This window comes from Mycobacterium sherrisii (genome assembly GCF_002102355.1).
GTDB lineage: Bacteria > Actinomycetota > Actinomycetes > Mycobacteriales > Mycobacteriaceae > Mycobacterium > Mycobacterium sherrisii.
This window is the reverse complement of sequence record NZ_LQPT01000019.1, coordinates 1-13207: the sequence shown is the minus strand read 5'-3', so window position 1 is coordinate 13207 and position 13207 is coordinate 1. Positions and strand designations below refer to the sequence as shown.

Below are 13207 nucleotides of genomic sequence, written 5' to 3'. Positions count from 1 at the left end.
CAACAGGAAACGCGGCTAGCGCCGACATGCCCGACGCGAAACGGCCGGATCCGAAGCGCCGCTCCCCGGCAGCACGACCGGGGAAAGCGGGTGATTCGGTCCGGCGCGGTCGGGCCGCCAAACCCTCGGCCAAGCCGGCCTCCAAGGCGTCCCCGAAGCCGTCGTCGCGGTCGGCGAAGGGGCACAACGCCTCGACGGCTCGGAGCACCGCCGAGCACATCGTCGAGCCCATCAAGCGGCAGATCACCGAGTCGCTCGAGCAGCGATCCGAGCAGCGGCTGGGATTCACCGCCCGGCGTGCGGCGGTGCTGGCCGGGGTGGTCTGCGTGCTGACGTTGACCATCGCCGGTCCGGTCCGCACGTACTTCGCCCAGCGCACCGAAATGGCTCAATTGTCCGCCAGCGAGGCGGCATTGCGGCGTCAGATCGCCGATCTCGAGCAGAAGAAGATCAAGCTCGCCGACCCGGCGTACATCGCGGCCCAGGCCCGGGAGCGGTTGGGTTTCGTGATGCCGGGCGACACGCCGTTCCAGGTGCAACTTCCGCCGACCGCGGCGGTGCCGGCCCAGCCCGGAGACGAGACGTCCAAGCCCGCGGGCAACGGCCCGTGGTATTCGTCGTTGTGGCACACCATCGCCGACACCCCGCACCTGCCACCGGCCGGCCCCGCACCGCCGGATGCACCGAGGCCCCCGACGCCCGGTGGTTGATCGTGCCGACCTGGAGGCCGTGGCGCGCCAGCTGGGACGCGAACCGCGCGGTGTGCTCGAGATTGCCTACCGTTGTCCCAACGGTGAGCCCGGCGTGGTGAAGACCGCGCCGAAATTGCCTGACGGAACTCCTTTTCCGACGTTGTATTACCTGACGCATCCGGCGCTGACCGCCGCGGCGAGCCGGCTGGAAACGACGGGGCTGATGCGGGAGATGACTCAGCGCTTGCACGCCGACCCCGAGCTGGCCACCGCGTATCGGCGCGCACACGAGTCATATCTCGCGGAGCGTGATGCGATCGAGCCGCTCGGGACGACATTTTCCGGTGGGGGCATGCCGGATCGCGTCAAGTGCCTGCATGTGTTGATCGCGCATTCGCTGGCCAAGGGGCCCGGGGTCAACCCGTTGGGTGACGAGGCACTGGCGCTGTTGGCCGCCGAGTCGGCCATGGCCGGGGTCCTGGACGGTGAAACATGGCGTTGAGGGCTGCGGGTGTGGACTGTGGTACCAACTCGATTCGGCTGCTGATCGCCGACGTCTCGAATGGCAAGCTACGCGACGTGCACCGCGAGACTCGGATCGTGCGGCTGGGTCAGGGCGTCGACGCCACCGGGCAGTTCGCGCCGGAGGCGATCGAGCGGACCAGGGTCGCGCTGGCCGACTACGCGGAGCTGATGAAAACCCATGGTGTGCAGCGGGTGCGGATGGTCGCCACGTCCGCCGCCCGCGACGTCGGCAACCGCGACGAGTTCTTCGCGATGACGGGTGAGGTGCTGGGTGGCGTGCTGCCCGGCGCGGTGGCCGAGGTGATCACCGGGGTCGAAGAGGCGGCGTTGTCGTTTCGCGGGGCGGTCGGTGAATTGGATAGTGCCCGAGGGCCTTTCGTGGTCGTCGACCTGGGCGGCGGATCCACCGAGATTGTGCTCGGATCCGATGAGGTCGTGGCGAGTTACTCGGCCGACATCGGCTGTGTCCGGTTGACCGAGCGCTGCCTGCATGACGATCCGCCCACCCCGGCGCAGGTTCAGGCGGCGCGGCAGTTCGTCCGCGACCGGCTCGGCCCCGCGCTGCAGGCCGTGCCCGTCGAACAGGCCCGAACCTGGGTGGGATTGGCCGGCACGATGACCACGCTGTCGGCGCTGGCGCACAATATGACGGCGTATGACCCTGCCGCCATTCATCTTTCGCGGGTGAGCGGGGCCGATCTGGCGGCGGTGTGCGAACGGCTGATCGGTATGACCCGGGCGCAGCGGGCGGCGCTGTCGCCGATGCACGAGGGCCGGGCGGACGTGATCGGCGGCGGCGCGATCGTGGTCCAGGAGTTGGCGCGCGAATTGCGCGCCCGGGCCGGCATCGATGAGTTGACGGTCAGCGAGCACGACATCCTCGACGGCATCGTGTTGTCGGTCACCTCGCCCTGACGCGCCGGCCGGCCGGTTAGGGTGTGCATTCCCGGCTTTCGGTGTGCGGTGGCGGCCGCCCCGCCCGGCGCGTCGGCGCCCGCCGTGCACGCCCAAAACCGTCAGCGCACACTCAGACTTCGAATCGGTAGCCCATACCCGACTCGGTCACCAAGTGCTTGGGATGGGACGGATCGTCTTCCAATTTGCGCCGTAGTTGCGCGAGGTACACACGCAGGTAATGGGTTTCGGTGGCGTATGCCGGCCCCCACACTTCCTTGAGTAGTTCCTCGCGGCCCACCAGCTTGCCGCGATTGCGTGCCAACACCTCCAGCATGCCCCATTCGGTCGGCGTGAGGTGTACCTCTTTGCCGTTCTTGGTGACCTTCTTGGCGGCCAGGTCGACGGTGAACGAGTCGGTCTCGACCACCGGCTCGTCGATCTCCGACGCTGCGGCGTTACGCCGGACCGCTGCTCGCAACCGTGCCAGAAACTCGTCCATACCAAAGGGTTTGGTGACGTAGTCGTCGGCTCCGGCGTCCAGCGCCTCGACCTTGTCCGAGGAGTCGGTCCGCGCCGACAGCACGATCACCGGCGCGGTCAACCAGCCGCGCAGGCCGCCGAGGACCTCGATGCCGGAGATGTCGGGCAGGCCCAGATCCAGGATCACCACGTCGGGTTTGTGTTCGGCGGCGGCCCGCAGCGCCCCGGCACCGGTCGCCGCGGTGACGACCTCGTAGCCGCGCACCGACAGGTTGATCCGCAACGCGCGCAGGATCTGCGGCTCGTCGTCGATCACCAACACGCGAGTCATTGACTACCAATCGGTTGCGTCGGTGCGGCCAAGTCTACGACGACGGTGAGCCCACCCCCCGGCGTATCGCCCGCCTGAATGCTGCCCCCCATCGCCTCGACAAACCCGCGCGCGACCGGCATGCCCAGCCCCACACCGGTGGTGTTGTCGTGATCGCCCAGCCGCTGAAACGGTTCGAACAACTGATCCTCGCCGCCGTGCGGGATGCCCGGACCCTCGTCGATGACGTTGATCAACACCCGGTCACCGACCCGGCCCGCATTGACCCGCACCACGCAATTGGGTGCGTAGCGCAACGCATTGTCGATCAGGTTGGCCAGGACCCGCTCCAGGAGCCCGGCGTCGGCCATCGCCACCGCATCGCCCACGTCGACCTTGACCCGGTCGATCGCGGAGCGGTAGAAGCCGGTGGCGCCCTTGCCGACGCTGACCAGTGCGCGTTGTACCGTCTCTTCCAGATACACCCGGCGCAGATCGGGGCGCACCACGCCGGCGGCCAGCCGCGACGAGTCGAGCAGGTTGCCGACCAGCGCGGTCAGCTGGTCGATCGACTCCTCGACGGTGGCCAGCAATTCCGCGGTGTCGGTGGGGGAGAACGCGACGTCTTCGGCCCGCAGACTCGACACCGCCACCTTGGCGGCCGCCAGCGGGGTGCGCAGGTCGTGGCTGACCGCCGAGAGCAGCGAGCGTCGCAGTTCGTCGGCGCGCACGATGGCCTCGGTCCGGCTGGCCTCCTCGATCAGCTCGCGCTGCCGAATCAGGCCCGCGGCCTGCTTGGCCACCGCGCTGAGCACCCGGCGTTCGCGGGCGGACAGCTTGCGGCCCGCCATCAGCATCCAAAACTCGTCGTCGCCGACCTCGATCGCGGTGTCGGCGGAATCGACTGCGACACAAGGGTCTTTGCCGATACATGCCACGATGTACGGTTTTTTACCGGCGGCGCGATCTTCGTCACCGGGCTCGCGCAGCATGCTGACCGCCCGCTGCGAGTAGGTCTCGCGCACTCGTTCGAGCAGCGTTTCGAGGTCGGCGCCGCGCAGCACCGAGCCCGCGAACAGCGTGAGCAGTTCCGCCTCCTGGGCGGCCAGCCGGGCCTCCCGGGCACGTTTGGCGGCGAAGTCGACCAACACGGCGACCGCCACCGCAATCAGCAGCAGCACCAATTGGGTGATGGCACTGCTGGGTTCGGCGATGGTGAAGCTGTGGCGCGGGGCGATCAGGTAGTAGTTCAGCAGCAGCCCGGACAGCACCGCCGAAAGAGCGGCCGGCGCAACACCTCCCAGCAGGCCCACCGCGAGGACACCGACGAAGAACAGTGCGCTCTCGCCGCCGGTGTCCAGATACGGGTCCAGCTTGGTCACCGTGATCGCGCAGACGGCCGACGGGACGATGCAGGCCGCCAGCCAGGAGGCGATGCGGCGATCGCGCGGCGCCAGGGACGCCAGCCGGAAGCCGTGTTGCGATTCTTCGTGCGTGACGATGTGCACGTCGATCTTGCCGGAGCGCCCCACGATGGTCGGGCCGATGCACTCCTCGAACAGCCGCGACCACCGGGACCGCCGCGAGCTGCCGATCACCAACTGGGTGGCGTTGATCTCCCGGGCGAAATCCAAGAGCGCCGTGGGTACGTCGTCGCCGACGACGGTGTGCAGCGACGCATCCAGGCTGTTCGCCAACTCGCGGATCTTGCTCATCCGGGCTTCCGACAGCCCGGCCAGGCCGTCGCCCCGGATCACGTGCACCACCATCAGTTCGGCGCTCGACTTCGACGCGATCCGCGAGGCGCGCCGCACCAGCGTCTCGGATTCGGGGCCCCCGGTCACCGCGACCGCGACGCGTTCGCGCGCCTCCCACATATCGGTGATCTTGTTCTCGGCGCGGTATTTGGCCAGCGCGGTGTCCACCTGGTCGGCCAGCCACAACAGCGCCAATTCGCGCAACGCGGTGAGGTTCCCGCGCCGAAAGTAGTTCGACAGCGCGGCGTCGATCCGTTCCGGGGCGTAGACGTTGCCGTGAGATAGTCTGCGCCGCAACGCTTCCGGAGTGATGTCGATCAGCTCGACCTGCGAAGCCTGCCGCACAATGGAATCCGGCATCGTCTCCTTCTGCTCGATCCCGGTGATCTGGGCGACGACGTCGTTGAGGCTTTCCAGGTGCTGGATGTTGACCGTGGAGATCACGGCGATCCCCGCGTCGAGCAACTCCTCGACGTCCTGCCAGCGTTTCCGGTTCTTGCTGCCCGGTGAGTTGGTGTGGGCGAGTTCGTCGACCAGCACCACTTGCGGGCGCCGAGCCAGCACGGCCGGCACGTCGAGCTCGGGGAAGCTGCTGCCGCGGTAGTGAATGTAGCGCGGCGGGATGATCTCGATGCCTTCCAGCAGCTCCGCGGTCTTGCGGCGGCCGTGGGTCTCGACGACGGCGGCCACCAGATCGGCGCCGCGCTCCAAGCGCCGGTGGGCTTCGCCCAACATCGCGAACGTCTTGCCCACGCCCGGAGCCGCACCCAGGTAGATGCGCAGCTCCCCGCGCTTGGGGTGGGAGTCCCCGCGGTTGACGTCGCTCACGTCAACCATCATCCCCCGAGCCACCAACTCGTGGTCGGGAACCGGTGGTCGAGTTCGGCGTTGAGCTGCAAGACATTGACCGTCGGCTCACCGAAGAACCCCAGCGCACGGCCGTCGCGGTACTGCGCCAACACCGCGCGGATCTGGTCCGGGCTGACGTGCCGGGCCTTGGCGACCCGGGGCACCTGCAGCTCGGCGTAGGCCGGCGAGATGTCCGGATCCAGGCCACTGCCGCTGGCGGTGACGGCGTCGGCGGGCACCTGCGGGGTGCCCGGGGCGGCACCGCGAATCGGCATGATCTGGCCGTTGGAATAGTCTTCACCGAACTTCGCGCACTCCACCCGCACACCTTCGTACAAGTCGAGGAACGGCTGCTTGGTCGTCGCGCACGGCTCGTTGACGCTGACCACCCGGGTCGGGTGGATGACGTAACCACGCGCATCCCGCGGGCCGATCACCGACAGCACCGCGCCCACACCCCCTCCGGTGCAGAACGGCCGGGCCCTGTTGTCTCCCTCGAGTTGCCCGACGGACATGCTGCGCGTGCAGATCTGCGTCAGCAGGCTCGGCTTGAAGCCGGCATCCGATGCGGACTTACCCGCCGCCAGTAGTGCCGGATCGCCGGGTGTGTCGACCACGCTTTCGGGCCCGAGGTTGCTGCCGCCGCTGGCCGTGGGGTCGTACCCGTTGTTACCCGCCGCCGAGGGCCGGCTCTGGAAGTACTGCGGCAGTGGGTTGCCGGACGAATCGGTGAACGACTGGCCGATCAGCGTGCTGCCGATCGCCTTGCCGGCCACCGACAACAGCGAACCTTCCGCCTTCTCGTGTAGGCCCGGAATCAACCCGATCAGCCAAATCAGCAGCGGGTAGCCAAAACCCAGGATCACGGTGAAGACGAGCAGTGCGCGCAGCGCGGCCCAATGTTGGCGCAGGGTGTTGGTGACATTCATTTAGGCCATCCCGGGGAGGAGTTGAACCAGCAAGTCGATGAGCTTGATACCCGCGAACGGGGCGAGGATGCCGCCCAGTCCGTAGATGTAGAGGTTGCGGCTGAGCAGTTTCGACGCGCGGCTCGGGGTGTATCGAACACCGCGCAGCGCCAACGGAATCAGCGCGACGATGACGATCGCGTTGAAGATGACCGCGGACAGGATCGCCGATTGCGGGCTGTGCAACCGCATCACGTTGACCAGGTCAAGGCCCGGGAAGATCGTCACGAACATCGCCGGGATGATCGCGAAGTATTTGGCGATGTCGTTGGCGATGGAGAAGGTGGTCAACGCGCCCCGGGTGATCAGCAATTGCTTACCGATCTCGACGATCTCGATCAGCTTGGTGGGGTCGGAGTCCAAATCCACCATGTTGCCGGCCTCTTTGGCCGCCGACGTTCCGGTGTTCATCGCGACACCCACGTCGGCCTGAGCCAAAGCCGGAGCGTCGTTGGTGCCGTCACCGGTCATTGCCACTAGCCGACCGCCCTGCTGCTCCTTTTTGATCAGCATCATCTTGTCTTCCGGGGTGGCCTCGGCCAAAAAGTCGTCCACACCGGCCTCGTCGGCGATTGCCTTGGCGGTCAACGGGTTATCGCCGGTGATCATCACCGTGCGGATACCCATCAGACGCATGGCGTCGAAGCGTTCCCGCATGCCCTGCTTCACCACGTCCTTGAGATGGATCACGCCGAGCACTCGAGCTTTTGCGGCGTCTCCGTCGCCCTCGACCTGACCGACCACCAGCGGGGTGCCCCCGGCCGCGGAGATGCCGTCGACGGTCTCGCCCAGTTCGGCCGGGACGTTGCCGCCGTGGCTGCGGACCCACTCCGAGACGGAGTTGGCCGCCCCCTTGCGTAGCTGCCGGCCATCGACGTCCACCCCCGACATCCGGGTGGTCGCGCTGAATTCCACCCACGTGGCGTGGGACAACTCGCCGGGAGTGCGCGCGCGCAGCCCGAAGGCCTGCTTGGCGTACACCACGATGGAGCGCCCTTCGGGGGTTTCGTCGGCGAGGCTGGACAGCTGCGCGGCGTCGGCCAGGTCCGCGTGGGTCACGCCGGACACCGGAATGAATTCCGACGCTTGACGATTCCCGAGCGTGATCGTTCCGGTCTTGTCCAGCAGCAGCGTGTTGACGTCACCGGCCGCTTCGACGGCCCGGCCCGACATGGCCAGCACGTTGCGTTGCACGAGACGGTCCATGCCGGCGATCCCGATCGCCGAGAGCAGCGCGCCGATGGTGGTCGGAATCAGACACACCAGCAGCGACACCAGCACGATGCCACTGATCCCGTCCGAGCTCAGCGCCGAGCTGTCGGGGACACCGGGGTTGTTCACCTTGGAGTAGATCGCCAGGGGCTGCAGCGTGGCGACCGCGAAGACGAAGATGATGGTCAACGCGGCCAGCAGGATGTTCAGGGCGATCTCGTTGGGGGTCTTCTGCCGGTTGGCGCCCTCGACGAGGGCGATCATCCGGTCCACGAAGCTCTCGCCGGGCTTTTGGGTGATCTTGACGACGATGCGGTCGGAGAGCACCGTGGTGCCGCCGGTCACCGCGGAGCGGTCGCCGCCGGACTCACGAATCACCGGGGCCGATTCGCCGGTGATGGCCGATTCATCCACCGACGCAATGCCTTCCACCACGTCGCCATCGCCGGGAATGACCTCACCCGCGGTGACGACCACGAAGTCACCCTGTTGCAGCAGTGGCGCGGCGATCTCTTCCACGGTCTCGTTCCCGGCGGTTCCGTCCGCTGCGCCGGGTCGCCAGCCGACGAGGCGGCGTGCGACGGTGTCGGCCTTGGACTTGCGCAGGGTGTCGGCCTGCGCCTTGCCGCGCCCCTCGGCGACCGCTTCGGCGAGGTTCGCGAAAAGCACTGTCAGCCATAGCCAGAACACGGTGAGCCAGCTGAACCAGCTGTTCTCGCCGACGGCAAGCACCGTCGACCAGACGGCACCGATCTCGACGATGAACATCACCGGGTTGCGCCACAACGTGCGCGGATCGAGCTTGCGCACCGCGTCCGGCAACGACTTCAGCAGCAGCGCGGGGTCCAGCAGCCCGCCCTGAAGTTTTCCGCCCGGGGCGTGCGCGGCGGGCCGGCGAGTGCGCGAATCCGTTACGGTGGTCACTTTAATGAATCCCTTCGGCGAGTGGCCCGAGCGCCAGCGCGGGCAGGAAGGTAAGGGCAACCAGAATGACCGTCACCCCCACCACCAGGCCGACGAACTGCGGCCGATGGGTGAGGAGCGTCCCGCTCGATGCGGGCGTCATCCCTTGGCGCGCAAGCGAACCGGCCAGCGCAAGAACAAGAATCATCGGCAGGAATCGGCCGAAGACCATCGCCAACCCCAACGCGGTGTTCCACCAGACCGTGTTGGCCGACAGCCCGGCGAAGGCGGAACCGTTGTTGTTGGCCGCCGAGGTGAAGGCGTACAGCACCTCGGACAGGCCGTGCGGTCCGGTGTTGGCCATGCCGGCGCGCTCGCCCGGTAACGCCATCGCGCTGGCGGTGCCGAGCAGCACGATCAGCGGGGTGATCAGGAAATACCCGGCAGCCAGCTTCATTTCGTGCGGGCTGATCTTCTTGCCGAGGTATTCCGGCGTCCGGCCGACCATCAACCCGGCGACGAACACCGTGATGACCGCGAGGATCAAGATGCCGTACAGGCCCGAACCGACGCCGCCGGGGGCGACCTCACCGAGTTGCATGTTGAACATCGTCATCATGCCGCCCAGGCTGGTGTAGGAGTCGTGGGTGGAATCGACTGCGCCGGTTGAGGTCAGCGTGGTGGCATCGGCGAAGATCGCCGAATCGGCCACGCCGAAACGCTGCTCGACGCCCTCGTAGGAGGCGCCCACCGCGGTTGGCACCGTGCCGTGGTGCTGCAGCTGGAACAGCATCATGAGGCTGACGCTCAGGACGGCCAGGACGCTGACGACCGCGGCGATCGCATAGCCCTGCCTCTTGCTGTTGACCATCCGGCCGAAGGTGCGCGGCATGGAGAAGCTGATGACCAACAGCAGGAAGATCTCGACCCAGTTGGTCCACGCGGTGGCGTTTTCGAAGGGGTGGGCGGAGTTGGCGTTGTAGAACCCGCCGCCGTTGGTGCCCAACAGCTTGATTGCCTCTTGGCTGGCGACGGGCCCGCCGGGGAGGGTTTGCGGGGCCCCGGCCAACGTGGTGACGACCTGATCGTTGAGATGGAAGTTCTGGATGACGCCACCTGCCAACAGGATCAGGGCGCCCAGCACCGAGATCGGCAACAGGATGCGCAGGGTGCCGCGGGTGAGGTCGGCCCAGAAATTGCCCAACTCGTTGGTGCGGTGCCGGGCGAATCCGCGAACCAGCGCGACGGCGACGGCCATGCCCACCGCGGCGGACACGAAGTTTTGTACCGCCAGGCCGGCCATCTGGACCAGGTGGCCCATCGTCGATTCGCCCGAGTAGGACTGCCAGTTGGTGTTGGTGACGAAGCTGATCGCGGTGTTCCACGCCAGCGCCGGTGTCATCTTCGTTCCCGCGTCGTGCAGGTGCAGCGGCAATTTGTCCTGCACGAGTTGCAGAACGAACAGGAAGACGACGCTCACCGCCGAAAAGGCCAGTGCGCTACGGGCATACGTCTTCCAGGTTTGCTCGGCCTCGGGGTCGGCGCCGATCAGCCGGTAGATGAATTTTTCTGCACGCGAATGGCTTTGGGCGCTGTAGACGCGATACATGTAGTCGCCCAGCGGCACGTGGACGACGGCCAGGGCTATGACCAACAGTGCAAGGAAAACCACGCCGGCCGCGGTGGCGCTCACTAGAAGCGCTCCGGGTACATCAGCGCGGCACCCAGCAACAGGGCGATCAGCACGGACAGGATGAGTCCCACGGTGTTGGCGATGCTCATGAGCCCAGCCTCAGCGTCAGGCCAAGCGCGACGAACACCGCCGCAGTCAACACGAGGTAAATCACCACGGACATGTTTGTCTTTCGTTAGATGACTGATCGATGCCAGACAGTTCTCGGGCATCAGTGACCTGACCTCGGAGGAGGCCACGACCGAGGTTAAGCTCGCCGGCTACTCCCGGCGCCGCCCCTTAACGCTTTCTTTACGGCTTGACCGCCGCTGATGCGGTCTTTCTTACCCTTTGTTGACCCTCCCGCGCCGCAGCAGATGTCGCGGACGCGCGGGTCCGTCAGTCGGGAATCGGCCCGTCGGTCAGGGGGAGACGGACCCGGAACACCGTTCGGCCCTGCGCGGATTCGGCATCGACGGAGCCATGATGCGCCTTGACGATCGAACTGACAATGGCAAGACCCAGCCCGATGCCCGAGCTGTCGAACCGGGAGGCGTCCCCGCGAACGAACCGCTCGAACAACCGCGGCAGCAGCTCCGGGTCGATGCCGGGGCCGTCGTCGGCGACGGTGAGTTCGGCGTACGGGGCGGCCGGATCGTCACGGTGACAGACGATCGCGGTGGTCACCGTGACACCGGGCGGGGTGTGCAACCGGGCGTTGTTGAGCAGGTTGCTGAGCAGCTGGTGCAGCCGGGCGTGGTCGCCGCGCACCCAAACCGGTTCTTCTGGAAGGTTTTTGAGCCAACGATGGGTAGGTGCCGCGACGGCGATGTCGTTGACCGCGTTCATGGCGAGGTCGCCCAAATCGACATCTTCGTTCTGCAGGTCTTCACCCTCGCCGAGCCGGGAGAGCAGCAGCAGCTCTTCGACCAGCAGGGCCATGCGACGCGCTTCGGATTCGATGCGGGCCAACGCGTATTCGGTGGTCGGCGGCAGCGCCGAACTGTCCTGGCGGGTCAGCTCGGCGTAACCCTGAATCGCCGCGAGCGGGGTCCGCAACTCGTGGCTGGCGTCGGTGAGGAATTGCCGCATCCGCATGTCGGAGTCGACCCGATGCGCCAGCGCGCTATCGACGTTGTCCAGCAACCGGTTCAGCGTGTGCCCCACGATTCCGACTTCGTTGTCCGGGTCGGTGTCTTCCTCCCGGACTCGCACGCTGATCCGGTGGTCGTCGCCGGTGAGCGGCATCGCGGCGACTTCCGCGGCGGTCGCGGCAACCCGGCGCAGCGGGCGAAGGGTGTAACCGACCAGCCACGCGGTGAGCCCCGCGGTGACCAACAGTGCGGTCGCGACGAGCACGGTGGTGGTGATGTATTTACGGGCGATGATTTGGTCGGCGAGTTGCACCGACATCCCGACGATCAGCAGGTCGGATCCCTCGATCCGGCTGTCGACGCGGTAGGCGCCCAGGCTGCCCATCCGGATGGTGCGGGGCGGCCCGTCGGACCAGGATTGTGCCTCGATCGCACTGACGACGTCCGGCGGTGCGGGCTTCGGCTGGTCCTCGGAGAACACCGCCGTGCCGATGACGACGCCGTCATGCAATATCGCGATCAGGTTTCCCGGTGTCTGCCCGGTGAACTCGAGCATCGCCTGCGACACCGGCGGGGTCCGGCGGTGCGCCGAGGTGTGTTCCCCGTTCTGGTATCGGTTGTACGAGTTGCTCAGGGCGTCAAGGGATTCGGCGACGTCGGCGTCGCTGATCGCGGTGACGTAGCCGCGCAGGCTGAGCACCGAGACGATGCCGACGGTCACCAAGACCACGGTGACGACCGTCAGCACGCCCAGCAGTAGTTGGCGGCGCAGGGACCGGGGGAACCACGAAGGAGTATTACGCTGGCGGGTCATTCCGGCGGCCGCAGCATGTATCCAACGCCGCGAACGGTGTGGATCATCGGCTCACGCCCGGAGTCAATTTTCTTCCTCAGATACGAGATGTACAGGTCGACGATGCTGGTTCGCCCGGCGAAATCATAGTTCCACACGCGGTCGAGGATTTCGGTGCGGCTCAGAGCGCGGCGCGGGTTGCGCATCAAGAAGCGCAACAGTTCGAACTCGGTGGACGACAGCGCGATCGCGGTGCCGTCGCGGGTGACCTCGCGGCTGGCGGTGTCGAGCCGAAGGTCGCCGACCTTCAGGGCTTCCGGAGCCGGCGGCGACAGCTGACTGGACCGGCGTAGCAACCCCCGCAGGCGCGCGACCAGTTCCTCCAGACTGAACGGCTTCGTCATGTAGTCGCCAGCGCCCGCGGTGAGACCGGTGACCCGGTCCATGACCGAATCGCGGGCCGTGAGGAACAGCGTGGGGGTGTAGACGTCGGATTCGCGGATCCGCTGCAGGATCCGCAGGCCGTCCATGTCCGGAAGCATGATGTCGAGGACCAGGACGTCGGGGGTGGCTCGCTCGAATTTGGCCAGCGCTTCACGCCCGTTGTGGGCGATTTCGACCACCCAGCCCTCGTAGTGCAGGGCCATCTTCACCAGGTTGGTCAGCGCGGGTTCGTCGTCGACCAGCAGCACCCGGATCGGCGAGCCGTCAGCGCGATAGATCCTGGGTAGCTGCCCAAGGATGGCTTGGCGCGGTCTCTGGCTGGCCGCGCTGCCCGCGCTGCCCGCGTACCCCGGCGATGCTGTCATGTCGTTTCATTCTGGCAAGACGCTTATCGGGTTGTCACGGACTTCATAGCGTCCTCAAATCTTCCCCAGGCTCGGGTGGGCGAGCTCGGCAAACACGATAGGGATCGGCGGCCCGACAAAAGAACGGGGCCGCACACCGTGTGGTGTGCGGCCCCGCCTGAAGCCAGCGGTGTCAGGCCCAGCTGGACCCGACGGCGCTGTCGGTGCTGGCCATGTTGCTGCCCGCGGTCTGCACCTTCTGCCCGT

General features: G+C 66.9%; 11 protein-coding genes and 1 pseudogene. 3 read left to right on the top strand and 9 right to left on the bottom strand.

Features of this window, described 5'->3' with window-relative positions; genetic code table 11:
* Positions 1-26: 26 nt before the first annotated feature.
* From AWC25_RS01550 to AWC25_RS01540, 3 genes are read left to right on the top strand one after another with little or no spacing between them, the layout of a single operon-like run.
* A complete protein-coding gene (locus AWC25_RS01550) occupies positions 27-710 on the top strand; it encodes an FtsB family cell division protein (RefSeq protein ID WP_069400497.1) in 684 nt (227 codons plus the stop codon).
* Positions 703-1194, top strand: a complete 492-nt coding sequence (locus AWC25_RS01545) for a DUF501 domain-containing protein (protein ID WP_069400496.1) — start codon at positions 703-705, stop codon at positions 1192-1194. The genes AWC25_RS01550 and AWC25_RS01545 overlap by 8 nt, the downstream gene beginning before the upstream one ends.
* Positions 1185-2132, top strand: a complete 948-nt coding sequence (locus AWC25_RS01540) for a Ppx/GppA phosphatase family protein (protein ID WP_085166251.1) — start codon at positions 1185-1187, stop codon at positions 2130-2132. The genes AWC25_RS01545 and AWC25_RS01540 overlap by 10 nt, the downstream gene beginning before the upstream one ends.
* Before the next feature lie 112 nt (positions 2133-2244).
* On the opposite strand, the gene AWC25_RS01535 is transcribed toward AWC25_RS01540, so the two are convergent.
* From AWC25_RS01535 to AWC25_RS26335, 9 genes and pseudogenes are all read right to left on the bottom strand, one after another.
* Positions 2245-2925, bottom strand: a complete 681-nt coding sequence (locus tag AWC25_RS01535) for a response regulator (protein WP_069400494.1) — start codon at positions 2923-2925, stop codon at positions 2245-2247.
* Complete coding sequence (locus AWC25_RS01530) at positions 2922-5501, bottom strand: sensor histidine kinase (RefSeq protein WP_085166250.1); 2580 nt, start codon at positions 5499-5501, stop codon at positions 2922-2924. The genes AWC25_RS01535 and AWC25_RS01530 overlap by 4 nt, the downstream gene beginning before the upstream one ends.
* Entirely contained in the window at positions 5498-6439 is a 942-nt protein-coding gene (locus tag AWC25_RS01525; RefSeq protein ID WP_069400492.1) for a potassium-transporting ATPase subunit C, read from the bottom strand. The genes AWC25_RS01530 and AWC25_RS01525 overlap by 4 nt, the downstream gene beginning before the upstream one ends.
* On the bottom strand, positions 6440-8614 hold the full coding sequence (kdpB, locus tag AWC25_RS01520; protein WP_085166249.1) for a potassium-transporting ATPase subunit KdpB: 2175 nt from the start codon (positions 8612-8614) through the stop codon (positions 6440-6442).
* Between the two features lies 1 nt (position 8615).
* Positions 8616-10286: a potassium-transporting ATPase subunit KdpA gene (gene kdpA / locus AWC25_RS01515; protein ID WP_069400490.1), complete on the bottom strand. Its 1671-nt coding sequence runs from the start codon at positions 10284-10286 to the stop codon at positions 8616-8618.
* Positions 10286-10375: a K+-transporting ATPase subunit F gene (locus AWC25_RS27225; RefSeq protein WP_101528525.1), complete on the bottom strand. Its 90-nt coding sequence runs from the start codon at positions 10373-10375 to the stop codon at positions 10286-10288. The genes kdpA and AWC25_RS27225 overlap by 1 nt, the downstream gene beginning before the upstream one ends.
* 289 nt (positions 10376-10664) lie before the next feature.
* Positions 10665-12173, bottom strand: coding sequence for a sensor histidine kinase (locus tag AWC25_RS01505; RefSeq protein ID WP_069400489.1), 1509 nt, complete (start codon positions 12171-12173; stop codon positions 10665-10667).
* Positions 12170-12961, bottom strand: coding sequence for a response regulator transcription factor (locus AWC25_RS01500; RefSeq protein ID WP_085166248.1), 792 nt, complete (start codon positions 12959-12961; stop codon positions 12170-12172). Before AWC25_RS01500 ends, AWC25_RS01505 begins: the two co-directional genes overlap by 4 nt.
* Before the next feature lie 172 nt (positions 12962-13133).
* Positions 13134-13207 (bottom strand): annotated as a pseudogene (locus AWC25_RS26335) (type VII secretion protein EsxI); the annotation flags it as partial.